The organism is Actinomyces viscosus (genome assembly GCF_900637975.1).
In the GTDB taxonomy this organism is placed as follows: Bacteria; Actinomycetota; Actinomycetes; order Actinomycetales; family Actinomycetaceae; genus Actinomyces; species Actinomyces viscosus.
In genome coordinates this window covers 1,921,312-1,946,079 of record NZ_LR134477.1, presented here as the reverse complement: position 1 = coordinate 1,946,079, position 24,768 = coordinate 1,921,312, and the positions used below count along the sequence as shown (strand labels likewise).

Here is a 24,768-nt window from a genome sequence, read left to right as displayed (position 1 = left end):
TCGCCTCGGATTCCGGTCGCACGTCGGGGCCTTGCTCAGGGTGCTCCCCACGGTGTGGGCTCGGTACCTGAGAGCGGTGTTATCTACGACATTCGCGCCGTGGCAGTGACGTAATCGTGCTGCGACAACCCCGAGTTTTCCGCGTGCTGACGGCCACTCTTCCGCCTCTTGGGTCTATGGGCCCTGGAGGACCATACTTGCCCCGACCCCGCCATCCGCGCGGGAGGTTCCCCGGAGAAGAAAGGACACTGCTGCTATGACGTACGTCATTGCCCAGCCCTGCGTTGACGTCAAGGACCGTGCTTGCGTCGACGAGTGTCCCGTCGACTGCATCTACGAGGGTGAACGCAGCCTCTACATCAACGCCGACGAGTGCGTCGACTGCGGGGCCTGCGAGCCCGTGTGCCCCACCGAGGCGATCTTCTACGAGGACGATGTTCCGGAGGAGTGGGAGGACTACACCCGCGCCAACATCGACTTCTTCGAGCTCAAGGGCCTGGGCTCGCCCGGCGGCGCCCAGCGGACCGGCGCCCAGGACTACGACGACCCCATGATCGCCGCCCTGCCTCCGCAGAACGACGAGTGGAAAGAGGCCAACGGCTACTGAGCCGACGGCGCGGGGCCGCTCGGGGGTGGAGGCGCACCCGGCGTGTGAGGAAGAATCGGTGCCGTGAGCACCAGCGCGACACCCGAGACCTTCCCCAGCCCCCACCTGCCCCGCCGCCTCGCCCTGCCCGACTTCCCCTGGGACTCGCTGCGCCCCTACCGGCAGCGCGCCGCCGAGCACCCCGACGGCGTCGTCGACCTCGCGGTGGGTACGCCCGTCGACCCCACCCCCGAGATCGCCCGGACCGCCCTGTCCGCGGCCGCCAACGCCCCCGGCTACCCGGCGACGGTCGGCGCCCCCGTGGTGCGCGCCGCCATCATCGAGTGGATGGAGCGCCGCCGAGGCGTGGCCGGTCTGGGCGACGAGGAGGTCATCCCCACGATCGGCTCCAAGGAGTCCGTGGCCCTCCTGCCGCTGCACCTGGGTGTGGCCCCCGGCGACCTCGTCCTGCACCCACGGGCCGCCTACCCCACCTACGACGTCGGTGCCCGCCTCGTGGGCGCCACCCCCGTCCCCGTGGACACCGACGCCGACCCCGACACCTGGGACATCGCCGACGACGCGCGCGTCGCCGTCGTCTGGCTCAACAGCCCCGGCAACCCCGACGGCCACGTCCTGAGCGCCGAGCAGATGGCCCGGATCGTCACCTGGGCCAGGGGCCGCGGCGCCGTCGTCATCTCCGACGAGTGCTACGCCGAGCTCGCCTGGGACTCGCCGTGGGACGCCGAGCCGATCCCCAGCCTCCTGGACCCCCGGGTCGGGGGAGCATCGGGCCGGGGCGGTCTGCTCGCCCTGTACTCCCTGTCCAAGCAGTCCAACCTCGCCGGCTACCGCGCGGCCTTCCTCGCCGGTGACGCCGCCCTCGTGGGTGCGGTCACCGAGGTGCGCAAGCACACCGGGATGCTCATGCCGACGCCGGTCCAGGCCGCACTCGTGGCGGCCCTCGGCGACGAGGCGCACATGGAGGTGCAGAAGGAGGTCTACCGGGAGCGCCGCGAGGTGCTCGTGGAGGCCACGGCCGCCGCCGGGCTCGTCAACGACCCGGCCTCCGTGGCCGGCCTGTACCTGTGGCTCAAAGGGCCGGACTCGATGAGCGCCTACGACCTGGTGGGAGCCTTCGCCGAGCTCGGCATCGTCGTGGCCCCCGGTGACTTCTACGGCGAGGCCGGGGCCGGTCGGGTGCGCATGAGCCTGACCGACACCGACGAGCGCGTGGAGGCCGCCGCGCAGCGCCTGCGCTCGGCCGAGGCTACCGCCCTCTTCGCCGGCTGAGCCACCCGCGACCATAGGGTCCTCATAGTCTGCGTTCAACCTGCTCTTAAGTTCATAGGACAGGTTCCTCAACATGAGTTCATTCATGAGAACGTCTCGCCGTGCACTCCTGTCCGCCGGAACCGTTGCGGGTGCAGGTCTTGCACTCGGTGCGTGCTCATCGAAGGCAGCCTCCGCGACAACCACGTCCTCCGCCGCACCATCCTCATCAGCGGGAGGCTCGACGGCGTCGAACGGGTCGAACGGGGCGAACGCCTCCTCCAGTGCGAGCACCTCGGGCCCGGTGCCGACGATCGATGAGCTCAAGCCTCTGGCGTCCTCCTTCACCCAGTCCTCCTACAGCGACTCGGAGACCGGGAAGTCCTTGCCGTTCAACATCTTCCTGCCGGAGGGGTACGACGCCTCGGGAAGCTACCCGCTCGTGCACTTCATCGCCGACGCCTCCTTGGTGGGTGGCGAGGTGACCGCACCGCTGAGCCAGTACGGGGCGCTCATCTGGGCGCACCGGGTCACCCAGGACCTCCACAAGTGCGTGGTCGTGGTCCCGTGCTACCCGGAGGTCGTCCTCGATGACCACGACGGATACACGACGACCGACTGGATGGACGTCACCCGCCGGTTCGTTCCCTGGCTCCAGCAGCAGTACGCCATCGACTCCAGCCGCGTGTACGGGACCGGTCAGTCCATGGGCTGCATGATGCACATGGTGATGGCGGCCCAGGACCCGACGATGTTCTCGGCCTGCATGTTCGTCGACGGCCAGTGGGACCCCACTCAGCTGACTGGGCTGGGTTCGGCCACCTGGGTCTACCAGGTCGCCGGCGGTGATGACCGGGCCTTCGCCGGGCAGCAGGCCGTCAAGGAGATGCTGACCTCCGCCGGCGTCGACTTCGCGGTCGCGCCGCAGGAGTGGGACGCCACGGCGTCGGCCTCCGAGCTCGACGAGCAGACGAAGGCCCTGTTCAGCCAGGGCAAGGCGCGCAACTTCTCGGTCTTCAAGGCCGGCACCGTCATGGAGGCCAACCCCACCGCCAGGATGGAGCACATTGCCTCCTTCGAGCCCGCCTACAAGCTGACCGGGATGCGCACCTGGCTCCTGGACCAGAGGAAGTAGTAGCCGCTAAGCGCTGGTCTCCTGGGGCATCGAGGCCGTTATTCGGCGTCGGTTGCGAGGCTGTTGATAAGTTTATCGCTCGACATTGGGCTTGATAACTTTATCAAGCGGCCGCGAGAGGCCGGTGGGCCGGGACGCGGAGTCACTGAGACGCTCCAATGAGACGACGTCGTGACAGCATACCCCGTACAGTGTGCGCTGGGTCCGCCGGACACCCCCGTGGGCCCTGGCCTCGCCGTCGCGATGCGCGCGGCCCCGAGCCCCCAGGAGACATGATGACGAGCACCCCCACCCCTGCCGCGGCCTCAGTCGAGCAGCCGGAGCCGACGCGGTCCGGCGCCGTCGACGGCCCCGGACTGCTGAGCGTTGATGACAAGAACCTTGAGCTGCCGCGCACCCGGGCGACTGACGGCGCCGACGGTTTGGGCGTGTCCAAGCTGCTGGGCTCCACCGGCGTGGTGACGCTCGACCCGGGCTTCACCAACACGGCGTCGTGCACCTCGCAGATCACCTACATCGACGGCGCCGCCGGCATCCTGCGCTACCGCGGCTACCCGATCGAGGAGCTGGCCAAGTCCTCGACCTTCCTGGAGGTCGCCTACCTCCTCATCAACGGCGAGCTGCCCGACCGCGAGTCCTTCGAGCGCATGCAGCGGCGCATCTCGCGCCACCGCCTCCTGCACGAGGACTTCCGCAGCTTCTTCACCTCCTTCCCCTCCTCGGGCCACCCGATGGCGATCCTGCAGGCGGGGATCGCGGGCCTGGCCACCTACTACGAGGACACCCTCAACCCGCACGACCCCTACGAGCGCGAGCTCGCTACGGTGCTGCTGCTGGCCAAGATGCCCACGATGATCAGCTACATCGCCCGGCGCGCCATCGGGCTGCCGCTGCTCTACCCGGACCCGCAGCGCTCTTACGTCGAGGACTTCATCCGCCTGACCTTCGGCATGCCCTACCAGTCCTACGACATCGACCCGGCCGTGGTGCGGGCCCTGGACATGCTCCTCATCCTGCATGCCGACCACGAGCAGAACTGCTCGACCTCCACCGTGCGCCTCGTGGGCTCGGCCGACGCCAACATGTACGCCTCCGTGGCCGCGGGCGTGGGGGCCCTGTCCGGCCCGCTGCACGGCGGGGCGAACGAGGCGGTCCTGCGGATGCTGGACACCATCCAGAGCTCGGGGATGAGCACGGCCGAGTTCGTCCGCAAGGTCAAGGACAAGGAGGACGGTGTCCGGCTCATGGGCTTCGGCCACCGGGTCTACAAGAACTACGACCCGCGCGCCGCGATCGTCAAGGAGACCGCCCACGACGTCCTGACCCGCCTGGGCTCCGACGACGGCGACCGCAAGCTCGAGATCGCCATGGAGCTGGAGGAGACGGCGCTGCGCGACGAGTACTTCGTCTCCCGCAGCCTCTACCCGAACGTCGACTTCTACACCGGGCTCATCTACCAGGCGATGGGATTTCCCACGAAGATGTTCACGCCCCTGTTCGCGCTCGGGCGCCTGCCGGGCTGGATCGCCCAGTACCGCGAGATGATCGCTGACCCCGCCAAGCGGATCGGGCGGCCTCGCCAGGTCTACGACGGCTCCACCGAGCGCCACTACGTGGCCATGCACCGGCGCAAGCACGACGACGGCCAGTACCCGGCCACCCGCGCCGGCGTCCCCAGCCTCGACCGCGTCACCAGGGTCTGAGGCTCAGGTCCTCAGGGCCCTCATGGCCGATTCGGACATCGTTGGGATGCCGGACAGGCCCTCGCGTTCCTTGTGGGCTCCTGCCGTGGTGGTCGACGTCGTAGACCCGGTGGTCTGTAGCCGGCCTGTCGCAGGGGACCGGGGCTACGGCGTCGCCGGTCGCTTCCGGGCGCCCACTCCACGAGGTCCGGGTGGTACTGGCCGGGGTTTAACCGCACTGCATGTGCCTCCGGATCACGTGGAGTCCCCCCATGTCCTGGCCAGTAGCACCCCAGTCTCGTGCAGTATCGGTGGGCTCCACGAAGACAACGGCACTTCTGAAGGCTCTCGTGGAGAGTTGCGGCACTCTTGAAGGCTGTCGTGGTGGGATCTGGGGCCTACAGCCTGGTCAGGTCGACCTTGCCCATCTGCAGGATCTTCTCGCGCGTGGCGGCGTCGGTCATGAGCTCGGCGATGTTGTGGGGGACGACCTGCCAGGAGACGCCCCAGCGGTCGACGCACCAGCCGCAGCGCTCGGCCTCGGGCACGGCCGACAGCCCCGCCCAGTAGCGGTCGATCTCCTCCTGGTCGCGGCAGGAGACGATCATGGAGACCCCGGGCGTGAAGGTGAAGTCGTGGAAGGCACCGGCGTCCATGGCGGCCATCCAGGTGCCGCGCAGCGTGAAGTCGGTGAACATGACCGTTCCCGCCTCCATCGGCCCGCCCTCCTCGTAGCGGTACAGGGCCCCGCGACGGGCGTCGTCGAACAGGTCGATCCAGGCGTTTGTAGCCTCCTCGGCGTTGGCGTGGTTGGTGCCGCCGAACATGAAGGACGGAATGACGAAGGGGCGCGGCTCACCGGCCGGGTCGGTGAGCATGAGCTGCCAGGTCATGCCGAAGCGGTCGCGGACCCAGGCGTAGCGCGGCGAGAAGGGGTACTCGCCCAGCTCCATGAGCACCCCGCCGGCGGAGAGCTGCTCGTAGAGCTCATCGAGGTAGGTCCGGGCCTGGTCCTCGCCGCCGAACAGCAACGGGTCGAAGTTCAGGATGCAGCTGATCGACGGGTTCGGGGCGTACTGGTCGCCGCCGTCGATGAGCGAGAGCCGGAAACCGTGGATACTGACCGTGGCCGCGAGCCCGGGTGCCTGCTCGACGACGTGGGCCTCGCGGAAGACGTCCGCGTAGAACTGGGCGGCCTCGGCGGCGGTGCCGTCGCACCAGACGGCGGGGGTGATGAGTTGATCCATCCGGTCACCGTAGCGCCAACGAAAGCCGGCGATCCAGCAGTCCGAGGGATCTGACCTGTGGCGTGACAGAGCGGTCATAGTGGCCGACGGTATTAGTAGCATGGACTTCCCTGAGCGAAGGGGCGACTCATCGAAGGTTATTCAGGGGCGTGTATGGGGGTTTAGGGGTTCGGTGTGTTGAATGGGTGACGGCTCGTTGGTCTGAGAGAATCAGATTGCTACATGAAACCTCTCAGGAACGAGCCGTCATGGGTAAGGGTATCACAGGCCTGGACAGAACGCAGTTGAGCTGCCTGGTGGAAATGGTGCTGGGTGATACTGAGATCTCCTTGGCGCCAAGAATTCTTGGCCCACTGGCCGCGGTGCGGGCGACGTTGATGTATTTGCGCACCAACACCTCCCAGGAGGCGATCGCCGAGATCATGGGGGTGTCACAGCCGACGATCTCGCGGGCGATCTCGGTGGTCACCCGGATCATCGCCAGGGTCTTGGGGCCTGTGCTGGCGACCGTCGAGGAGGTCCCCCATGGGGGCGTGCACATCATCGACGGTACGCTCCTGCCGTGCTGGAGCTGGAAGGATCGGACGGACCTGTGGTCGGGCAAGCACAAGCGCACCGGCCTGAGCCTGCAAGTGCTGGTCAGCCCCGCCGGGCGCCTGCGGTGGGCCTCAGACCCGCTACCGGGGGCCACCCACGACACCAAGGCCATCACCACCTCCGGTCTCTTGGAGGAGATCGACCCCTCCTGCTGCATCGCCGATAAAGGCTACATCGGAACCGGGGTTCTCACCCCCTACAAGAAACCTCCCAACAGTGAGCTCACCAAGGCCCAGAAGCAGGCCAACAAATCCCTAAATGAAATCCGGTATGTCGTGGAGAGAACCATCGCGCACATCAAATCCTGGAAGATCCTGGCCCACGACTACAGGCGCCCCCTGCACACCTTCAAAGAAACTATCACAGCCACCCTAGCCCTCTACGCCTACACCAACCCCTGAATAACCTTCATCACTACTCACCGCCCCTATAGTGCCCGCGCGCCGTCCCCCTGGGCATTCGCCGGCTCATCGGCCTACCCAGGTGGATCCGGCCTGGTTAGGGTGACCTCATGAGTGACAAGCCCGCTGACTCCGCAGACTCCGCCGCCTCGACCGACTTGCCGCTGCCCTACGCCGACCGGCCCATCGCCTCCGCTCCCGGCCACTGGGTCCTGGCCCGGGCCGGCAAGCGCGTCCTGCGGCCCGGCGGCGCCGCCCTGTCCGCCGCCATGCTCAGCCACGCCGCCCTGGCCGGATCCGACGTCGTCGAGCTCGCCCCGGGCCTGGGACGCACCGCCGCCGAGATCATCAAGGCCCACCCCGCCTTCTACACGGCCATCGACCGCGACCCCGACGCCGCCCGGCGCGTGGCCGCCGTCGTCGGCGACCTCGGCACCGTCCGCCAGGGAGAGGCCGCTGACACCGGCCTGGACGGGGCCAGTGCCGACGTCGTCGTCGGCGAGGCCATGCTCACCATGCAGGGGGACAAGGGCAAGGCCGCCATCGTCGCCGAGGCCGCCCGCGTCCTGCGCCCCGGCGGCCGCTACGCCATCCACGAGCTCGGCGTCACCCCCGACGACATCGACGAGGAGCACTACACCGAGCTGCGCCGCGACCTGGCCCGCTCCATTCACGTCAACGCCCGCCCCATGACCGCTGCCGCCTGGAGACAGCTCATGGAGGAGGCCGGGCTCGTCGTCGACTGGGTCGACACCGCCCCCATGGCCCTGCTCAAGGTCGGACGCAACATCCACGACGAGGGCCTGGGCGGCTTCCTGCGGATCGCCCGCAACGTCGCCGCCGACAAGGAGCTGCGCCAGCGCGTCCAGGAGATGGCCGCCACCTTCAAGCGCTACGAGAAGGACATGGTCGGCATCGCCCTGGTGGCCCACAAGCCCGAGTCCTGAGCGCGCCCCTCCCGAGAGCTCCGGCGGCCCGGCCCGGTCCCGCCTCGTGGACGTCCCGAGGTCCGGCGGCCGCAGCACCGTTATCAGGGTGAATGAGCCCGCTGCGCGATAACCTCGCCCTGGAAGTCTGAGCTCCATGGACGAAAGGACCAGCCGTGCCCGCTGAGATCTCACCGGTCTCACCGGTCTCACCGCGCAGGACCGGACCCTCCCGCCGTCAGGCCCTGGCCGGCGGCGCCGCCGGGGCCCTCGCCGCCCTCCTGGCCGTCTCCGGCTGCTCCAAGAGCTCTGACGGCCCGCGCCTGCTGACCGTCCCGCGCGAGGACATGGGCACCTTCACCCGCAACTTCAACCCCTTCACCACCAACAGCGCCCCCATGACCGGGCAGGCCGTCTACGAGCCCCTCCTCATCGTCAACCCCCTCAACGGCGAGATCACCCCCTGGCTCGCCGAGTCCTGGGCGATGGCCGACGACGCCACCTCCCTCACCTTCCACCTGCGCCCCGGCGTCACCTGGTCCGACGGCAGGCCGCTGGTCGCCAAGGACGTCGTCACCACCTTCGCCGTCCACCGCGCCGTCACCGGCGGCTACGACTACCTCGACACCGTCACCGCCACCAGCTCGACCGCCGCGACCCTCACCTTCACTCGCCCCTACTCCATCGCCCTGCAGGAGCTCGGCAGCCAGCTCATCGCCCCCGACCACGTGTGGTCCACCATCTCCGAGCCCGCCAAGTTCCCCAACCCCGACCCCGTCGCCACCGGCCCCTTCACCCGGGTCACCGGCTTCCAGGCCCAGTCCTTCGACCTCATGCCCAACCCCACCTACTGGGGCAACAGCCGCCAGGACGACGACGCCGACGACGCCGGCGCTCCCGCCCCGAGCGCCTCACCGAGTCCCACACCGAGCGCCACTGCGAGCCCTACCTCGGTCCCCGGCATCCGCATGCTGGCCTTCGCCGGCAACGACAGCGCCAACCTGGCCGCCGTCAGCGGCGACGTCGACTGGGCGCCCCAGTACATGGCCGACATCCAGACCGCCTACGTCGACAAGGACCCCCGCCACCGCCACTACTGGTTCCCCGGCGCCGACTCCACCATCCAGTGGACCCTCAACACCACCAGGGCCCCCTACAACGACCCCGCCTTCCGCAAGGCCCTCAGCCGGGCCATCGACCGCAGGACCATCTGCGCCACCGGCATGTCGGGCTACGCCCAGCCCGCCGACCCCACCGGCCTGAGCGAGAGCTTCCAGGCCTGGAAGGACCCGGCCGTGGCCGCCCTGGACCTGTGCACCTACGACAAGGCCGCCGCCGCCACCGCCCTCGACGCCGCCGGCTACACCCTCGGGTCCGGCTCCAAGCGCCTGGGCCTGGACGGCAAGCCGCTGGCCCTGACGATCCAGGTGGGCTCGACGTCGTCGGACTGGCTGAGCGTCGCCCAGATCATCGTCCAGAACCTCGCCGACGTCGGCATCAGCGCCACCATCGACTCACCGGACTGGAACGAGGTCACGGCCGCCCTGGAGACCGGCACCTTCGAGACCGCCGTGTGCTGGTCCTCGCTGGGCGCCACCCCGTACACCTACTACGAGTCGGCCATGAGCACCCAGAAGGTCAAGCCCATCGGCACCCACGCCCTGGAGAACTACCACCGCTTCGGCGACGAGCAAGCCACCGAGCTCCTGGGCCGGTTCGCCGCCACCACCGACCAGACCCGGCAGATCGCGATCTGCCACCAGATCCAGCAGCGCTACGCCGACCAGCTGCCCGTCATCCCCCTGTTCCCCGGACCGGTCTGGGGCGCCTACACCGACGAGCACTTCACCGGCTGGCCCGACCAGGACAACCCCTACGCCTCGCTGAGCACCCGCGCCGCCACCACCGTCCTGGTCCTCAACTCCCTCAGGCCCCGCGCCTGAGCCGCCGCCTCAGGGCATCCGCCCCGAGCGCCTCGATGCGGGCGGGCCACGCGCGACTACCGAGCACTCAGGCAGAACGGGGACACTGTCCCCGGCGGGCGCCCCACCGCGTCCGCCGGACCTCGACACCCAAGAACCGGGAACAGGACCGGGAAGGAGGAACGCGCCGGTGGCCTACATCCTCAAGCGCCTGGGCTACTACCTCCTGGCCTTCTGGGCCTCCATCACCCTCAACTTCCTCCTGCCCCGACTCATGCCCGGCGACCCCGTCTCACGCATGTTCGCCCGCTCCAGCGCCCGCCTCACCGACACCCAGGCCCTCCAGCTGCGCCGGCTGTTCGGGCTCGACGACGCCCCCCTGTGGCAGCAGTACCTCAGGTACCTCAGGTCCGTCCTGACCGGGGACCTGGGCGTGTCCATCTCCCGATTCCCGGCCCCCGTCAGCGAGGTCATCGGCAGCCAGATCGGCTGGACCGTCCTGCTCGGCGGCCTCGCCCTGGTCATCGCGGCCGGCGCCGGCAGCCTGCTGGGGATCCTGGCGGCCTGGCGGCGCGGGGGAGTGGCCGACTCGGTCCTGGTGCCGCTGCTGGTCTTCCTCGGATCCTTCCCCTACTTCTGGCTGGCCATGGGCGCCCTCTACGTCCTGGGGGCGGGGCTGGGCTGGTTCCCGCTGCGTCACGCCTACACCGCCGGGACCGTCGTGGACTGGTCCAGCCCGGCCTTCCTGGCCGACGTCGCCCAGCACCTCGCGCTGCCGGCCCTGACCATCGTCGCGGTCTCTCTGGGCGGCTGGGCGCTGGGGATGCGCAACACGATGATCGCCACAGCCTCCCAGGACTACATCCTCCTGGCCGAGGCCAAGGGGCTCTCGCGCTCGCGGATCATGCTGCGCTACGCCGCCCGCAACGCCATGCTGCCCACGGTGACCGGCGTCGGCATGTCGCTCGGCTTCATCGTGGGCGGCTCGATGCTCACCGAGGTCGTCTTCGCCTACCCCGGTATCGGCTACCAGCTCTTCAGCGCCGTGAGCGCCCTGGACTACCCGCTCATGCAGGGCATCTTCCTGACCATCACCACCGCCGTGCTGGCCGCGAACCTCCTGGTGGACCTCGTCTACGTCCGTCTCGACCCCCGGGTGCGCACCGGCGGGCAGGGGGCGTCATGAGACCGGTCGAGCAGGACAGCCAGCAGGACATCCGACGACGCGCACGGCAGCGGGTCCGACGCTCCGGCAGCCCCCGGCCGGGTCTGCTCGCCTCCCTGGCCCGCTCCCACCGGGCCCGGGCCGGAGCGACGATCCTGGTCCTGTTCGTCGTCGGCGCCCTCCTGGCCCCTGTTCTCAGCCCCGGCGACCCGACCCGCATCACGGGCGCACCGGCCGCCGCGCCGAGCCCCGCCCACTGGCTCGGTGTGACGCCCAAGGGGCAGGACGTGCTCGCCATGACCCTGTGGGGTGCCCGATCCTCCCTGGCCGTGGGCCTGGGGGCCGGCGCGGCGGCGACCCTCGTGGCCCTCGTTGTCGGGCTGGCCTCGGCCTACCTGGGGCGGGTGGTCGACGGCCTGCTGTCCGTGGTGACCAACGTCTTCCTCCTGCTGCCGGGGCTGCCGCTGCTCGTCGTGCTGGCGGCCTACATGCCTTCGGGGTGGGTCAGCATCCTCATCGTCCTCGTCGTCACCGGCTGGGCCGGAGCCGCCCGTGTCCTGCGCGCCCAGGCCATGAGCCTGCGCGGCACGGACTTCGTGGAGGCCGCCGTCGTCACCGGGGAGGGGCCGGTGGGGATCATGGTGGGGGAGATGCTGCCCAACATGGCCTCGGTGGTCATGTCCACGCTGCTGGGCTGCGTCAACGCCGCCATCGGTGCCCAGGCCGGCCTCGAGTTCCTGGGGCTGGGCCTCTCCGGCTCCGTGTCCTGGGGCACCAACCTCTACTGGGCGGCCACCGACGGCGCCCTCATGACCGGGCGCTGGTGGACCTTCGTGCCCTCGGGCCTGAGCATCGCGCTGGTCGCCTACGCCCTGGCCCTCATCAACGCCGGCGTTGACGAGGCCACCAACCCCCGCCTGCGCCGGCCCGGGGAGGTCCTGACATGAGGCGTCCCGCATCTCGTTGGGCCGCCCCGGGCGGTCCCGCTGGCCGGGACGGCCAGCCCCGTGAGGAGCACGGAGGTTCGGGGCCGGTGCTGCGCATCGAGGACCTGAGCGTCGAGTACGACGCCGGCGAGCGAGCCGGAGCGGGCCGGAGCGTCGTGGGCGCCGACCGGTTCAGTCTCACCGTCGAGCGCGGAGAGGTGATGGGCCTGGCCGGGCCCTCCGGCTGCGGCAAGACGACGGTCGCGGGCGCGATCATGCGCATGCTGGGGCCGGCGGCGCGCATCACCGGAGGCCGCGTCACGGTCGGCGGACGAGACGTCCTGGCCCTGGACCCCGAAGAGCTGCGCCGCTTCCGCTGGCGCCAGGTCGCCATCGTTCCCCAGTCCGCCATGAACGCCCTCAACCCCGTCATCACCGTCGGCGAGCAGATCGTCGACGTCCTGACCACCCACGAGGGCCTGGCGCGCAGTGCCGCCCGTGAGCGCGCCGCCGAGCTCCTGGGGTCCGTCGGCATCCCGGCCGACCGCCTGCGCGCCTACCCCCACCAGCTCTCCGGCGGGCAGCGCCAGCGCGTGGTCATCGCCATGGCCCTGGCCCTGGGGCCCCGCCTGCTCATCCTGGATGAGCCGACCACGGCCCTGGACGTCGTCGTCCAGCGCGAGATCATGGAGCTGGTGCTCACGCTCAGGGAGGGCCTGGGCTTCTCCGTCCTGCTCATCACCCACGACCTGTCGCTCCTGGCCGGGGTGTGCGACCGCATCGGCGTCATGGAGGCGGGCTGCCTCGTGGAGCAGGGGCCGGCCGCCAGCATCCTCAGCGCGCCTACCCACCCGGCCACCCAGGCGCTCGTGGCGGACCTGCCGACGCGCTCCGGAGCCGGGGCCCGGCCACCGGTTCCGGAGGCACCGGTCCTGGAGGTGCGGGGCCTGCGCAAGGAGTTCCCCGTCGGCGGGCTGCTCTCGCGGCGCACCGTCCCGGCCCTGGCCGGCGTCGACCTGACCCTGCACCGCGGTGAGATCCTCGCACTGGTGGGGCGGACCGGATCGGGCAAGTCGACGCTCGCCCGCATCATCGCGCGCCTGGAGACTCCCACCGCGGGGCGCCTCCTCCTGGAGGGGCGCGATGTCCTGGCCGAGGAGCCGCGCCGCGCCTCCAGCGGCTACCGCAGCCGGGTGCAGATGGTCTTCCAGGACCCCTTCGCCTCCCTCAACCCGGCCCGGACCGTTGGACACGCCCTGGGGCGGGCCCTCGCCCTCCACCGGAGCGCACCGGGAGCCGGTGGGAGCGCCGTCGGCCGGGCAGACCGGGACGGCCGGGCTGAGACGGCGGCCGGGCTCCTGGAGGCCGTCGGCTTGAGTCCCGACCTCCTGGGGGCGCGCCCCCACGAGCTCTCCGGCGGGCAGCGTCAGCGCGTGGCCATCGCCCGGGCCCTGGCCCGCAACCCCGAGGTGCTGATCGCCGACGAGCCCACCTCGATGCTGGACGCCCCGCTGCGCGCCGGAATCCTCGACCTGCTGCGACGCCTGCGCCAGGAGCGGGGCCTGTCGATCCTGCTCATCACCCACGACCTGGCCTCGGCACGCTACCTCGCCGACACGACAGCGGTCCTCCACGCGGGACGGATCGTGGAGTCAGGCCCCACGGCCGAGCTCATGGAGCACCCCGCCCACTCCTACACCCGCCTGCTCGTCAGCGCGCCCCTAACTCGGAGAAGACCGGCCGTCTCCCGCGACTGAGGCGGGAAACGGCCGGATCAGGCCGCCGTGGCAGCAGGTGGCCGGATGCCCTACTGGTTGGCGTGCAGCGCCGAGTTCACCAAGCAAGTTCAACAAATTCGAGTGAGTCATGCCGGACTGACACAGTCCGGCTGAGGCGACTACGGGCCTCTTGCCCTATTGGTCGTCGCGGCGGGCTTCCTCGAGCGCCGGTGGGCTACCGGGGCGGTCGATGGCGACGTGGGGGACACCGTCGGGCTTGGGGCCGAATCTCTTTCGGATGCGGGCGGTGTTGACCTTGTTGAGCTCCATCATGGACAGGTAGTAGTCCAGGAAGTCGTCATAACGCTCAACGACCTCTCCGGACACCCAGGAGACGGTTCCCTCTGCTGGGGTGCCGGGCCTGCCCATGAGGGCGATGTCAATCGACTCCAGTGAGGCGACGATGGTGAAGTGGTCGGCGGCGATGACGCCGCCGGAGGCCATGGCCGCCACGCACTCGGGCAGGTCCAGCTGGATTTGGCCCGCTTTGTGCAGGTCTCCGCCGAGCAGGTCGCTGGTGGAGAAGATCGTCATGTCCTGGTAGAAGCAGGGCCATCCGTCGGCGGTTAGGAGGAAGCTGCGGTAGGACTCCGGGAGGCGAAAACCCAGCTGGGCCTCGGTGCGGGCGCCGACGATGTTCCACGGCGCTCCTGTACTCGATGCAGTGGTGTCGTCAGGGACTCAGATGTCGAGTCGGCGCAGCAGGTCGGCCGGTGGCAGGGTGCCGTCCTCGATGTAGGCCCGGAACACTGGTACGGCCTGCTCGCCGGTGAAGACCTCCTCGGGGTGGACCTGGATCGTGAAGGGCTCAGCACCACCGTTGTCCCAGGACACCGTCGTCCATGCCTCAGGGTCAGCCACAGGCTCACGGGCCACCGCGTACTGCTCGTAGGAGTTGTCCTCATGGGTCACGCGGATCTCAACCGTCATCGCCTCCGTCGACCCGCCACACTGAATATACGTCGCCCGCGCCGGAGACGAACGAGGAACATCATCAACATGCCACACCCCCTCAGGCAACGCCCACACCAACATGGAAAAATGCTTCACGCCGTCCATGAATCTTGAGGTAGACATACGCCGAGTTACTCGATTTGCGAACTCTTGCGGTGTCTGAGGTAGAAAAAAAGTTTCAACTCGGCCATTCTTACCGTTTGTTTCATAGGCAAAGCGTCTCACTGTTGTTTCTCAACTCTCTTTACTGGCTCTTCGTGTTTGAGAGTGTAGTAAGCAGGGCCTATTGACCTGTTTGGTGGGGGTGGTGGGGGCGTCGTTGCGGTGGGTGAAGGTCAAAGGTCCCCGATGATGGGAGCTGCTACACAGTCCAGTTGAGAGACCTCGACGTGCCGCCCCGGTCCGCTCACTGCTCAAAGGTCGTCGCGGCGGGCGTTTCCTGATATTGGTCTCCCTTTGGAGTAGTCGATGACGGCATGGGGGACGCCGTCCGGCTTGGGGCCGTCCTTCTCCCGTATATCGGCGGTGTCGAGCTTGTTGAACTCCATCATGGTCAGGTATAGTGTGATTAAAACAAGATTCGTGTTGCTGGTTTTGTTGTTGGGTTGGTGATCGGGTATTCGTGGGGCGTCCGATGTGGGGGTGTCGCTTTCTCGTGGGGTGCTTGGCTGCTGGTGCTGGCTTCTTTTGTTGTCGTCTCTTGTGTTGTCGGCGTTTCGTGTGAGCTCTCGGGTCGAGGGCGGAATATCATGCTGGGATGGACAGGGTCGTGGTTAGTGATGATGAGTGGACTGTTTTGCAGGGCTATAAGCACCAGGCGCCTTACAGGTTGATGCGTTTGAAGTCCGAGGCGGTCGTGCTGCTGTCCAAGGGTGTGGATACCGCGGTCGTGGCCCAGGTCGTCGAGCGCACGCCCGAGACGGTGCGCAGCTGGGCTCGGGAGTGGAACCGGTACCGCCTGGCCTCAATCCACACCGGTCACGCCGGCAACCTCAACGCCTCCAGGCTCACCGCCACCCAGCGCCAGGAGGTGGCCGGGGTACTGTCCCGGCCCCCGTCGGAGCAGGGCCTGCCCATCGGGTTCTGGGACGTGCCCCATCTGGCGGCCTGGGTCTACGACCACTTCGAGGTGGAGTACGCCTCTGCCGCCTCCTACCGGTTCCTGCTGCACATGGCGGGCCTGTCCTTCCACCGCCCCCAGACCGTTGACCAGCGCCGCCCGCCCCAGGCGGACGTTGACCAGCGCATGAGCCAGATCCGTTCCGAGATCGTCCGCAAGTGGTCCGATCCCGAGGTGATGGTGGTGTGCGCCGACGAGGTGCGTATCGAGCACGAGGCGATCGTGCGCAGGGCGTGGATCCGCCGGGGGGACGCCGCCCGCCTGGAGGTCGACCGCCGCCGCCAGGCCCAGTCCTACATCGGCTTCCTGCACGAGACCGACGGCACCGTCGACTTGATGACCCTCGACTGGCAGGACACCGGCACCATCACCCAGGCCCTGATCGACCTGACCGTGAAGCACCCCGACAAGAAGAAGATCGTCATCGTGTGGGACAACGCCTCCTGGCACCGTTCAGCAAAGCTCACAAACAGCCTCAAGACCATCAAGAACCTCGAGAGGATCCACCTGATCAACCTACCCGCCTACAGCCCCGACGAGAACCCCATCGAGCACGTCTGGAAAGAAGCAAAGGACAGTATCAGCAACCACCAAAGAGCCACATTCCCCCAAACCCGACAAGCATTCGAGACCTTCATCCAGGCAAACAAGTTCCCCTACCGACTCACAAAATAATCTCGTTTAAACTCCACTACAGCAGCCTTAGTCGCCATCCACTCCGGAATGAACTCCGGATCCCGGGGGTGAATCCTCAGCTCCACCGCAGCACCCTGCTCAGACACCGGCTCACCCATCCACATAGGTTCACGCATCCAGTCCGACTCCTGATGCAGCACCCCATCAGCAGCCTCCATCCACAAGTGCGAGTACAACCACGCACCCCGAACAGGATCCACCTGAGCCGGACGAAGGGCATCCATAGAAAAACCCAGTTTAGCGGGAAAGCGTACGGACTTACGCTGGCCGTCAATCGTCAGCCAGTTGATGATGTGCCCGGTTCTGTGGATGGCGTTGTACTCGATGTCGACCCGGGTCCCACCACTGTCACGCAGCCACTCCCGCAGCATCCCCTCGAACCGGTCAAAAGCCTCCTGGGCACTCAGGTTCTCAACACTCACAGACACTACCTCCTAGTGATGGTTCACGAACGGCTGATTCTGATCGACTCCAGACGCGTCCGTCCACGTCGCTTTGAAATCAGTGGGTACTTGCTCGGTCTTGGTCAGCTCCGGCCCGACCGGGTCGCGGTAGTTGAAGTCTACGGCGAAGCCATTGTAGTTCCCCGGGTCCTTGGCGATCTGCTGCTCCAGCTGCAAGTAGGACTCAAAACCGCTGTCGGGGAAGTTCTGGTTGACCTCCTTGAGCATCGCCACCACGTTGATCCTCTCAGGCGGCCCATGGAACTGGGTACCTGCCCCGTGCACACCGTATCCAGGTCATCCGCGCACGACCCCAGCTTGGTACCGATATTCGACCATGTCGAAGCCGCCGCAGCCACCGCGTCACTGTCACCGGTGAGCTCATTGAGCCACTCGTTGAGACTGCCCAGGTGCTCAATGACCCACGCCACCCCAGCCGACAGCGCCTCACCCAGAGGATCCATCACCGCCGAGGCCGTGTCAGCAGCCGTCGCCAAAGTCGCCAGACCACCAGCAACCCAGCTCTTGGACTCAAACACCTCTGACGCTCCAAGAGGAGCATCAGAGGCGAAAGCCAGAACGAGTCACCTTACGCCGGTGGAGCGCAATGTCCGACGGCGCAGGAAAAGAGGCTGCGGTCCTGCGCCGGGCGGGGGACACAGGACCACAGGGCCCTCTTGTTCTTCGTGCGGTCAGACATCAAGTCGGCGCAGCAGCTCGACCGGCGGCAGGGCACCGTCCTCAATGTAGGCCCGAAACACCGGCACAGCCTGCTCACCGGTGAACACCTCCTCAGGGTGGACCTGGATCCTGAAGGGCTCAGGGCCCCCGTCATCCCAGGACACCGTCGCCCACGCCTCAGGATCAGCCACAGGCTCACGAGCCACCGCGTAGTGAGTGTAGGAGTCACCTCCGTCGGAGACCCGCACCTCAACAGTCATCGCCTCATGAACACCTGCGACCTGCATGTAGCTGTTGAGGGAAGGGTCGTTCTTGGGAACATCCTCCGGCCACATCACCCCCTCCGGAAGCGCGCACACACCAAACGAAAAGAAACCGCCGAGTCGCAGGAATTTCGGAGACTCCAGCTGATCTTTTATCTCGTTGAAAATTATGTTCGGCGTCTGCGGAGTGAGGAAATTATTCCTTAAGCCGAACCTCGGACTGACGGTCCATGTCGTAAAACGTCTTTCCATTTCATCCTCCTCAAGGCTACTCGTAAGTATACGCCACTCTCACGACTTCTATAGTGTGATTAAAACAAGATTCGTGTTGCTGGTTTTGTTGTTGGGTTGGTGATCGGGTATTCGTGGGGCGTCCGATGTGGGGGTGTCGCTTTCTCGTGGGGTGCTTGGCTGCTGGTGCTGGCTTCTTTTGTTGTCGTCTCTTGTGTTGTCGGCGTTTCGTGTGAGCTCTCGGGTCGAGGGCGGAATATCATGCTGGGATGGACAGGGTCGTGGTTAGTGATGATGAGTGGACTGTTTTGCAGGGCTATAAGCACCAGGCGCCTTACAGGTTGATGCGTTTGAAGTCCGAGGCGGTCGTGCTGCTGTCCAAGGGTGTGGATACCGCGGTCGTGGCCCAGGTCGTCGAGCGCACGCCCGAGACGGTGCGCAGCTGGGCTCGGGAGTGGAACCGGTACCGCCTGGCCTCAATCCACACCGGTCACGCCGGCAACCTCAACGCCTCCAGGCTCACCGCCACCCAGCGCCAGGAGGTGGCCGGGGTACTGTCCCGGCCCCCGTCGGAGCAGGGCCTGCCCATCGGGTTCTGGGACGTGCCCCATCTGGCGGCCTGGGTCTACGACCACTTCGAGGTGGAGTACGCCTCTGCCGCCTCCTACCGGTTCCTGCTGCACATGGCGGGCCTGTCCTTCCACCGCCCCCAGACCGTTGACCAGCGCCGCCCGCCCCAGGCGGACGTTGACCAGCGCATGAGCCAGATCCGTTCCGAGATCGTCCGCAAGTGGTCCGATCCCGAGGTGATGGTGGTGTGCGCCGACGAGGTGCGTATCGAGCACGAGGCGATCGTGCGCAGGGCGTGGATCCGCCGGGGGGACGCCGCCCGCCTGGAGGTCGACCGCCGCCGCCAGGCCCAGTCCTACATCGGCTTCCTGCACGAGACCGACGGCACCGTCGACTTGATGACCCTCGACTGGCAGGACACCGGCACCATCACCCAGGCCCTGATCGACCTGACCGTGAAGCACCCCGACAAGAAGAAGATCGTCATCGTGTGGGACAACGCCTCCTGGCACCGTTCAGCAAAGCTCACAAACAGCCTCAAGACCATCAAGAACCTCGAGAGGATCCACCTGATCAACCTACCCGCCTACAGCCCCGACGAGAACCCCATCGAGCACGTCTGGAAAGAAGCAAAGGACAGTATCAGCAACCACCAAAGAGCCACATTCCCCCAAACCCGACAAGCATTCGAGACCTTCATCCAGGCAAACAAGTTCCCCTACCGACTCACAAAATAATCTCGTTTAAACTCCACTATATCACCTCGCCTGTGTCGAGACGAACTCGTGCTGGGTTGTCAGAGGAGACAGCCCGATCGAATTCTCTCTGCTCCGCCTTAAGGGAGGCGGAGCCGTGCTTATTCTCAATCCCAGTCCAGGTACCATCCGCCTCCTGAGCCAACCCATCATAGAACCGCCCCTGTTCGACCCCGTCTACGTGAGCCTTACGCTGCTCCTCAACCATCCGCTGAAGAGGTTTGCCAGCCTCTTCTCTCTGTTGAGAATACACTTCTCTTCCTTGGCGCTCGTAGTCGGCATAGGTGTTCGCCCCGCCGTTACGCTCTGTAAAGCGGCCTCTGGCGTCGCGACGGTCACCACGGTCAGTCCGATCATTCTTCGGATCAACCTCGGACTTGCCAGCACCGCTGGCGGACTCTGTTGGGGTCTCTTTGCGTTTTTGGCCCCAGCGGCCTTCGTTGGGGTTGGACCGTGAGGGCTTGGTGGTCTTGGGACCCTTGGGCCTGTAGACGGTGGGGCTAGCCTTGGTCACCTCACGGGCCTGGCGCGTGGTCATACCCGGCGCCCCGGCCAGTGCCTGCTGCGGGCGCAGGGAGGACAGGAAGTCACCGACCTGCCGAGCAGCCCCGGCAACGCCGTCACCGGCCTTAGCCGCAGCCTCACCGATACTGGAGGTGATACGACCGAAAGCCGCACCCACATCGTCAAGCAGCTTGCTGGCCTTGTCCAGCAGGCCCTTGAGGTTCCTGGCCGACAGAACCACGTCGGCGACCTCCTTGGACAGGCGAGTCACCCACGACGACACATCAGCAATCACCGAGGCCACCGCCCACGGCGCCGCCAGACCCGCCGTCAGCACCCCGATCGCCACCTTCGAGGCCACCTTACCGATCACATCAGCAATCGCGTCACGCACCAGGTCATGCACCATCCGCACAATCACCGAGGCCACCGTCAACCCACCCGAGATCGCGCCGGCCACCTGACCGGTCATCCTCAGGTGCGAAGCAGACCCAGCCTGCAACGACTTGAACGTCGCCACAGCCAACGACTCCTGACCCGCCAGACGCCCCGTGCACACCGTCTCCAGGTCATCAGCGCACGAACCCAGCTTGGTACCGATATTCGACCACGTCGAGGCCGCCGCTCGCCCCTACGGTGGCGAACCAGAAGCCCGACGACGCAGTAAGTGAATCGCCCCGGGTTTGATGGAGGCGGTGATGACACGGAAGGATCACTGTCATGGGACAGAGGAAGTACCCCGATGAGCTGCGCGAGCGGGCCACGAGGACGGGCCTTGGAGGCGCTGGCCGACCCGGCGCGGGCCAAGGGCGCGATCCGCAGGATCGCCGAGGAGCTGGGAGTCCACCCCGAGGCTCTGCGCTCCTGGGTCAAGAAGGCCCAGGTCGATGGTGGTCTAAGACCGGGAACCACCACCGATGAAGCGCAGCGGATCAAGGAGCTGGAGAAGGAGGTCCGAGAGCTGCGAAGAGCCAACGCGATCCTGAAGAGCGCGTCGGCTTTTTTCGCGGCGGAGTGTGAGCGCCCGTCGCGCTGATCTGTCAGTACATCGAGGCCAAGAAGGAGGAGTTCGGGGCCTGGCCGATCTGCGCCACGCTCAGCGAGGCTGGTGTGCAGATCGCCCCGAGCACCTACTACGCCCGTCGTAGCCGTCCTCCATCAGCCAGGTCGTTGCTCGACGAGGCCCTCAAGGCGGAGATATCCAGGGTCCACAAGAACCAGCTACTCGGTGCTGGGGGCCCGCAAGATGCACGTGATGCGGGGTCGCCCTTGAGGTCGCCGAGCGTCACGGAGCCGGTCACGTGGCCCGCTGTACCGTCGAGCGGCTCATGGGCGACCTGGGTCTGCACGGTGTCAGGCGCGCCAAGTCGCCCAGGACGACCCGCTCGGCACCTCCGGACCGGTGCCCGGCCGACCTCGTCAAAAGGCATTTCAGCGCGTTCAGGCCCAACGAGCTGTGGGTCGCCGACATCACCTATGTGCGTACGTTCTCGGGGTGGGTCTACGTCGCCTTCGTCACCGACGTGTTCTCGCGGCGGATCGTGGGGTGGCAGACCACCTACCGGCCAGTGTGCACCGACCTGGCTCTGGACGCCCTCAAGATGGCCGTCTGGCAGCGAAAACGCACCGGGGCTGATCTCTCTGGCCTGGTGCACCACTTGCGACCGCGGCGTGCAGTACCGGTCCATCCGCTACGGGCAGGCCCTATCAGACTGCGAGGCAGTCGCCTCTGTAGGCTCTAAGGGGGATTCCTACGACAACGCTCTGGCCGAGGCGCTCAACTCGCTGTACAAGGCCGGGGCTCATCCGTAACCAGGGACCTTGGGAGGACATCGACGCCGCCCGTGGTCGCCACCGCCGAGTGGGTCCACTGGTACGGGCACCATTCGCCCTCACTCCGCCATCGGCATGCGCACCCCCGCCGAGCACGAAGCCGCCTGGGCCCCCGACACCCACCACGACCACCACCGCCAGGAACAACCACAACCAACTAAACCGGCTCTTCGCGTTTGAGGGTGTGGTAGCTGAAGCCTATTGAAGTGTATAGGTGGGGTGGGTGCGTCGTTACACCAGGTAGGGGTCGAGGTCCCCCGATGATGGGAGCTGCTACACACGCCACCTGAGAGACCTCGACGTGCCTGAGACTTGAATCGCCCCGGGTTTGATGGAGGCAGTGATGACACGGAAGGATCACTGTCATGGGACAGAAGAAGTACCCCGATGAGCTGCGCGAGCGGGCCACGAGGACGGGCCTTGGAGGCGCTGGCCGACCCGGCGCGGGCCAAGGGCGCGATCCGCAGGATCGCCGAGGAGCTGGGAGTCCACCCCGAGGCTCTGCGCTCCTGGGTCAAGAAGGCCCAGGTCGATGGTGGTCTAAGACCGGGAACCACCACCGATGAAGCGCAGCGGATCAAGGAGCTGGAGAAGGAGGTCCGAGAGCTGCGTCGGGCCAATGAGATCCTGCGCAAAGCGAGTGCGTATTTCGCCCAGGCGGAGCTCGACCGCCGGTAGAGGTCATCGACTCCTTCATTGACGACAACCGGCGGGATCTCGGGGTCGAGCCGATCTGCACTACGCTCAGCGAGGCTGGTGTGCAGATCGCCCCGAGCACCTGACTCACGCCCGCCGTAGCCGGCCTCCTAGCGCCAGGAGCCTGCGCGATGAGATCCTCAAGGCGGAGATATCCAGGGTCCACAAGAACCAGCTACTCGGTGCTGGGGACCCGCAAGATGCACGTGATGCTCAACCGACCCGAGGCCGCCGAGTGTCATGGTGCCGGTCACGTGGCCCGGTGCACCGTCGAACGCCTCATGGGCGACCTGGGTCTGCGCGGCGTCCGCCGCGCCAGGTCCCCGCGCACCACGCGCAGCGCACCGCGAGAGCAGTGCCCGGCCGACCTCGTCAAAAGGCATTTCAGCGCGTTCAGGCCGAACGAGCTGTGGGTCGCCGACATCACCTATGTACGCACCTTCTCCGGATGGGTCTACGTGGCTTTCGTGACCGACGTGTACTCGCGGAGGATCATCGGCTGGCAGACCTCCACGAGCCTGTACACCGACCTGGCCCTGGACGCCCTGAGCATGGCCGTCTGGCAACGAAAGCGAACCGGTGCTGACCTGACGGGCCTGGTGCACCACTCCGACCGTGGGGTGCAGTACCGGTCCATTCGCTACGGGCAGGCCCTGTCCGACTGCGAGGCAGTCGCCTCTGTAGGCTCTAAGGGGGACTCCTATGACAACGCTCTGGCCGAGGCTCTGAACTCCTTGTACAAGGCCGAGCTGATCCGCAACCAGGGCCCTTGGGAGGACATCGACGCCGTCGAGGTCGCCACCGCCGAGTGGGTCCACTGGTTCAACACCACCCGGCCACACTCCGCCATCGGTATGCGAACCCCTGAATCGCCCCGGGTTTGATGGAGGCGGTGATGACACGGAAGGATCACTGTCATGGGACAGAGGAAGTACCCCGATGAGCTGCGCGAGCGGGCCACGAGGACGGGCCTTGGAGGCGCTGGCCGACCCGGCGCGGGCCAAGGGCGCGATCCGCAGGATCGCCGAGGAGCTGGGAGTCCACCCCGAGGCTCTGCGCTCCTGGGTCAAGAAGGCCCAGGTCGATGGTGGTCTAAGACCGGGAACCACCACCGATGAAGCGCAGCGGATCAAGGAGCTGGAGAAGGGAGGTCCGAGAGCTGCGAAGAGCCAACGCGATCCTGAGGAGTGCGTCGGCTTTTTTCGCGGCGGAGTGTGAGCGCCCGTCGCGCTGATCTGTCAGTACATCGAGGCCAAGAAGGAGGAGCTCGGGGCCTGGCCGATCTGCGCCACGCTCAGCGAGGCTGGTGTGCAGATCGCCCCGAGTGCCTGCTACGCCCGTCGTAGCCGTCCTCCATCAGCCAGGTCGTTGCTCGACGAGGCCCTCAAGGCGGAGATATCCAGGGTCCACAAGAACCAGCTACTCGGTGCTGGGGGCCCGCAAGATGCACGTGATGCGGGGTCGCCCTTGAGGTCGCCGAGCGTCACGGAGCCGGTCACGTGGCCCGCTGTACCGTCGAGCGGCTCATGGGCGACCTGGGTCTGCACGGTGTCAGGCGCGCCAAGTCGCCCAGGACGACCCGCTCGGCACCTCCGGACCGGTGCCCGGCCGACCTCGTCAAAAGGCATTTCAGCGCGTTCAGGCCCAACGAGCTGTGGGTCGCCGACATCACCTATGTGCGTACGTTCTCGGGGTGGGTCTACGTCGCCTTCGTCACCGATGTCTTCTCGCGGCGGATCGTGGGGTGGCAGACCACCTACCGGCCAGTGTGCACCGACCTGGCTCTGGACGCCCTCAAGATGGCCGTCTGGCAGCGAAAACGCACCGGGGCTGATCTCTCTGGCCTGGTGCACCACTTGCGACCGCGGCGTGCAGTACCGGTCCATCCGCTACGGGCAGGCCCTATCAGACTGCGAGGCAGTCGCCTCTGTAGGCTCTAAGGGGGATTCCTACGACAACGCTCTGGCCGAGGCGCTCAACTCGCTGTACAAGGCCGGGGCTCATCCGTAACCAGGGACCTTGGGAGGACATCGACGCCGCCCGTGGTCGCCACCGCCGAGTGGGTCCACTGGTACGGGCACCATTCGCCCTCACTCCGCCATCGGCATGCGCACCCCCGCCGAGCACGAAGCCGCCTGGGCCCCCGACACCCACCACGACCACCACCGCCAGGAACAACCACAACCAGCCACCACCGGAACCAGATAAACCAGCCTCCACAAAACCCGGGGCTTGACAAAGAGCACCCCAACGGTCAAGCCCTCAAGGACGCCGAACCACGCGAGCAGCAAAGCCGTGGGGGTCGAGCCTACTGGCTCGACCCCCACGAGAGTGATCGGACAGCGAGGAGCTCACCCGATTAGCACGTCGCGCAAGCCCCTTCAG

Annotated in this window: 21 protein-coding genes, 3 pseudogenes and 1 other annotated feature; of the genes and pseudogenes, 16 read left to right on the top strand and 8 right to left on the bottom strand. The window is 67.0% G+C overall.

The features are described 5' to 3' along the window. The first annotated feature begins 256 nt into the window (after nt 1-256). The 5 genes from fdxA (at nt 257) to EL340_RS08315 (ending at nt 4,696) form a co-directional block, all read left to right on the top strand. Entirely contained in the window at nt 257-607 is a 351-nt protein-coding gene (gene fdxA, locus EL340_RS08330) for a ferredoxin (protein WP_126414218.1), read from the top strand. A gap of 63 nt (nt 608-670) precedes the next feature. After that, on the top strand, nt 671-1,879 hold the full coding sequence (gene dapC / locus EL340_RS08325) for a succinyldiaminopimelate transaminase (RefSeq protein ID WP_126414217.1): 1,209 nt from the start codon (nt 671-673) through the stop codon (nt 1,877-1,879). 153 nt (nt 1,880-2,032) lie between these two features. Then, a complete protein-coding gene (locus EL340_RS15430; protein ID WP_232022944.1) occupies nt 2,033-2,179 on the top strand; it encodes a hypothetical protein in 147 nt (48 codons plus the stop codon). Then, nucleotides 2,163-2,993 (top strand): carboxylesterase family protein, encoded by an 831-nt coding sequence (locus EL340_RS08320; RefSeq protein ID WP_232022943.1) that lies wholly within the window; start codon nt 2,163-2,165, stop codon nt 2,991-2,993. Before EL340_RS15430 ends, EL340_RS08320 begins: the two co-directional genes overlap by 17 nt. A gap of 275 nt (nt 2,994-3,268) precedes the next feature. Continuing rightward, complete coding sequence (locus EL340_RS08315; RefSeq protein ID WP_126414215.1) at nt 3,269-4,696, top strand: citrate synthase; 1,428 nt, start codon at nt 3,269-3,271, stop codon at nt 4,694-4,696. A 377-nt stretch (nt 4,697-5,073) separates the two neighbouring features. Here the strand turns inward: EL340_RS08315 and EL340_RS08310 are convergent, their stop codons facing one another. After that, nucleotides 5,074-5,922 (bottom strand): VOC family protein, encoded by an 849-nt coding sequence (locus EL340_RS08310; protein ID WP_126414214.1) that lies wholly within the window; start codon nt 5,920-5,922, stop codon nt 5,074-5,076. Nucleotides 5,923-6,170: 248 nt separating this feature from the next. Here EL340_RS08310 and EL340_RS08305 point away from each other — a divergent pair, with 248 nt between their 5' ends. The 6 genes from EL340_RS08305 (at nt 6,171) to EL340_RS08280 (ending at nt 13,616) form a co-directional block, all read left to right on the top strand. Further along, a complete protein-coding gene (locus tag EL340_RS08305; RefSeq protein ID WP_197722279.1) occupies nt 6,171-6,920 on the top strand; it encodes a transposase family protein in 750 nt (249 codons plus the stop codon). A gap of 110 nt (nt 6,921-7,030) precedes the next feature. Then, complete coding sequence (locus EL340_RS08300; RefSeq protein ID WP_126414213.1) at nt 7,031-7,867, top strand: class I SAM-dependent methyltransferase; 837 nt, start codon at nt 7,031-7,033, stop codon at nt 7,865-7,867. Nucleotides 7,868-8,022: 155 nt separating this feature from the next. Next, nucleotides 8,023-9,789 carry an ABC transporter substrate-binding protein gene (locus EL340_RS08295; RefSeq protein ID WP_126414212.1) on the top strand — a complete coding sequence of 589 codons (1,767 nt, stop codon included), beginning with the start codon at nt 8,023-8,025 and terminating at the stop codon, nt 9,787-9,789. Between the two features lie 169 nt (nt 9,790-9,958). Continuing rightward, nucleotides 9,959-10,954 carry an ABC transporter permease gene (locus tag EL340_RS08290; protein WP_126414211.1) on the top strand — a complete coding sequence of 332 codons (996 nt, stop codon included), beginning with the start codon at nt 9,959-9,961 and terminating at the stop codon, nt 10,952-10,954. Further along, entirely contained in the window at nt 10,951-11,880 is a 930-nt protein-coding gene (locus tag EL340_RS15425; RefSeq protein ID WP_126414210.1) for an ABC transporter permease, read from the top strand. The genes EL340_RS08290 and EL340_RS15425 overlap by 4 nt, the downstream gene beginning before the upstream one ends. Beyond that, on the top strand, nt 11,877-13,616 hold the full coding sequence (locus tag EL340_RS08280; protein ID WP_126414209.1) for a dipeptide ABC transporter ATP-binding protein: 1,740 nt from the start codon (nt 11,877-11,879) through the stop codon (nt 13,614-13,616). The genes EL340_RS15425 and EL340_RS08280 overlap by 4 nt, the downstream gene beginning before the upstream one ends. Nucleotides 13,617-13,772: 156 nt before the next feature. Here EL340_RS08280 and EL340_RS08275 read toward each other — a convergent pair whose 3' ends face one another. The 3 genes from EL340_RS08275 to EL340_RS08265 form a co-directional block, all read right to left on the bottom strand. Further along, nucleotides 13,773-14,171, bottom strand: coding sequence for a hypothetical protein (locus tag EL340_RS08275; RefSeq protein ID WP_232022942.1), 399 nt, complete (start codon nt 14,169-14,171; stop codon nt 13,773-13,775). Nucleotides 14,172-14,318: 147 nt separating this feature from the next. Then, complete coding sequence (locus tag EL340_RS15815) at nt 14,319-14,567, bottom strand: NTP pyrophosphohydrolase (protein WP_197722285.1); 249 nt, start codon at nt 14,565-14,567, stop codon at nt 14,319-14,321. A 437-nt stretch (nt 14,568-15,004) separates the two neighbouring features. Beyond that, nucleotides 15,005-15,142: a hypothetical protein gene (locus tag EL340_RS08265; RefSeq protein ID WP_197722284.1), complete on the bottom strand. Its 138-nt coding sequence runs from the start codon at nt 15,140-15,142 to the stop codon at nt 15,005-15,007. A 281-nt stretch (nt 15,143-15,423) separates the two neighbouring features. Between EL340_RS08265 and EL340_RS08260 the strand changes: the two genes are divergently transcribed. Then, entirely contained in the window at nt 15,424-16,386 is a 963-nt protein-coding gene (locus EL340_RS08260) for an IS630 family transposase (protein WP_232022928.1), read from the top strand. Here the strand turns inward: EL340_RS08260 and EL340_RS08255 are convergent. From EL340_RS08255 to EL340_RS15415, 3 genes are all read right to left on the bottom strand, one after another. After that, nucleotides 16,368-16,829, bottom strand: coding sequence for a hypothetical protein (locus EL340_RS08255; RefSeq protein WP_232022940.1), 462 nt, complete (start codon nt 16,827-16,829; stop codon nt 16,368-16,370). The genes EL340_RS08260 and EL340_RS08255 overlap by 19 nt on opposite strands. Nucleotides 16,830-16,841: 12 nt before the next feature. Next, entirely contained in the window at nt 16,842-17,078 is a 237-nt protein-coding gene (locus tag EL340_RS08250; protein ID WP_232023303.1) for a hypothetical protein, read from the bottom strand. A 464-nt stretch (nt 17,079-17,542) separates the two neighbouring features. Further along, entirely contained in the window at nt 17,543-18,046 is a 504-nt protein-coding gene (locus EL340_RS15415) for an NTP pyrophosphohydrolase (protein ID WP_232022939.1), read from the bottom strand. Nucleotides 18,047-18,369: 323 nt separating this feature from the next. Here EL340_RS15415 and EL340_RS08240 point away from each other — a divergent pair, with 323 nt between their 5' ends. Beyond that, nucleotides 18,370-19,332 (top strand): IS630 family transposase, encoded by a 963-nt coding sequence (locus EL340_RS08240; protein WP_232022928.1) that lies wholly within the window; start codon nt 18,370-18,372, stop codon nt 19,330-19,332. A 16-nt stretch (nt 19,333-19,348) separates the two neighbouring features. On the opposite strand, the gene EL340_RS15110 is transcribed toward EL340_RS08240, so the two are convergent. After that, nucleotides 19,349-20,374 (bottom strand): hypothetical protein, encoded by a 1,026-nt coding sequence (locus EL340_RS15110; protein WP_197722283.1) that lies wholly within the window; start codon nt 20,372-20,374, stop codon nt 19,349-19,351. Nucleotides 20,375-20,574: 200 nt separating this feature from the next. Here EL340_RS15110 and EL340_RS15955 point away from each other — a divergent pair. The 3 pseudogenes from EL340_RS15955 to EL340_RS15945 all read left to right on the top strand — a co-directional run. Then, a pseudogene (locus tag EL340_RS15955) lies at nt 20,575-21,867 on the top strand (IS3 family transposase). Between the two features lie 185 nt (nt 21,868-22,052). After that, nucleotides 22,053-23,267: pseudogene (locus tag EL340_RS15950) on the top strand (IS3 family transposase). Next, nucleotides 22,329-22,460: a sequence feature (AL1L pseudoknot), on the top strand. It overlaps the preceding pseudogene by 132 nt. Nucleotides 23,268-23,300: 33 nt before the next feature. Further along, nucleotides 23,301-24,458: pseudogene (locus EL340_RS15945) on the top strand (IS3 family transposase); the annotation flags it as partial. Nucleotides 24,459-24,768: the final 310 nt, after the last annotated feature.